The organism is Moorena sp. SIO4E2, from assembly GCF_010671945.1.
Classification (GTDB): domain Bacteria; phylum Cyanobacteriota; class Cyanobacteriia; order Cyanobacteriales; family Coleofasciculaceae; genus Moorena; species Moorena producens.
Genome location: NZ_JAAHIE010001282.1, coordinates 1 through 1,289 on the forward strand (window position 1 = coordinate 1; position 1,289 = coordinate 1,289).

At 37.1% G+C, this 1,289-nt stretch carries 3 protein-coding genes; 2 read left to right on the forward strand and 1 reads right to left on the reverse strand.

From position 1 onward, the window contains the following. The first annotated feature begins 111 nt into the window (after nucleotides 1-111). Both F6K37_RS42975 and F6K37_RS42980 read left to right on the forward strand, forming a co-directional pair. On the forward strand, nucleotides 112-393 hold the full coding sequence (locus tag F6K37_RS42975) for a hypothetical protein (protein WP_287257291.1): 282 nt from the start codon (nucleotides 112-114) through the stop codon (nucleotides 391-393). Between the two features lie 2 nt (nucleotides 394-395). Beyond that, the gene (locus F6K37_RS42980) at nucleotides 396-803 is read left to right on the forward strand and encodes a type II toxin-antitoxin system VapC family toxin (RefSeq protein ID WP_287257292.1); all 408 of its coding nucleotides are present in this window, start codon (nucleotides 396-398) and stop codon (nucleotides 801-803) included. A gap of 49 nt (nucleotides 804-852) precedes the next feature. On the opposite strand, the gene F6K37_RS42985 is transcribed toward F6K37_RS42980, so the two are convergent. Beyond that, the coding region (locus tag F6K37_RS42985) for a hypothetical protein (protein WP_287257293.1) at nucleotides 853-1,289 on the reverse strand (437 nt) is incomplete at its 5' end.

Genomic DNA, 1,289 nt, shown 5'->3' on the forward strand with positions numbered 1-1,289 from the left:
TCTAATGTTAGCTTAATCATGGGCAAGTTTAGTTTTGCTAACTAAGCTAGACTATATATAACCTAAATTAATCATAAGTAAGCCTCTCATCTCATCAAAACAATACTATCCATGGAAAACGTCAATCAAATCACATTAAATTTACCAATAGATTTGCTGAAAACTACAGAAGAACTAATTCAAACAGGACTAGTCAATAATCTTGAGGAATTAGTTGTGTTAGCCTTACATCATGAAATTGTTAAACTTAAACAATTACAGCAACAAAATCAACAGCTACCAGAAAATAACAATGATGTAGATGATCCCATTTGGGGACTCGGAGATAATCCAGTTGTGGGTGGAGTCAGTGATGCTTCTACATCTATTGATCAGTATTTATATAACTATTAATAATGAATTGCTTGTTTTTAGACACAAGCTATCTTATAGCTTTAGAATTGGCTGATGACCAAAATCACCAAATCACGTTAAATCATTGGCAAAGTTTAGACAGAAAGACTTTAAAATTAGTTACAACGTCTTATGTTTTTGATGAAGTGGTAACCTTCTTAAATAGTCGTTATCTTCATAGTAAAGCGGTGGAGATAGGAAAACGTTTACTAACCAGCTCTGTAGTAGATTTGATTCAGGTTAATGAAGTTCTTTTTTTAGAAGGATGGGACTATTTTCAGAAATATCAAGATAAATCATATTCGTTAACAGATTGCCTATCTTTTGTGGTGATGAACAAGCTAAAAATTAATGTTGCTTTAACATTTGACCAACATTTTGTACAAGCCGGATTTATTAAGTTACCATAAAACGTAATTCTTAGGGGGTGCATTTCATAGTAAGCATTCAGCTATGGTTTCAAGTCATAATCCCGACTAAAATTTCCAGCAACTGGGTTAACTCTTCTGGGACGATGTAGCGCTTGGGGTCTTGTTGTATGGAACGTTCAAGGCGATTAAAAGTACCGAAACGCCAGTCTTCTCCGGTGGTAACAATGCCATACAAAATTCTCTGGTCAGACTCGATCCACTGATCAAGGGCAACCAACTCCACCGCCAGTTGAGTGAAGCCCCGTACCAGATCAGATTGTTTGGCTTCGATCACAATCAGGTTATGGTTAGCAATGTAATAATCTAAAGTTCCCCGCAGGTGTTCGCTAACGGCAATGGAATATTCAATGTAAATGCGGTGATTAGTTAGATCGACTACTTCAAACAGAATTGGTGCAATCAGGGCTTCGCGACGGGCAGTTTCGTTGATCAGCTCAATGCGCTTGCGGTTACGCTGGAGTTGGT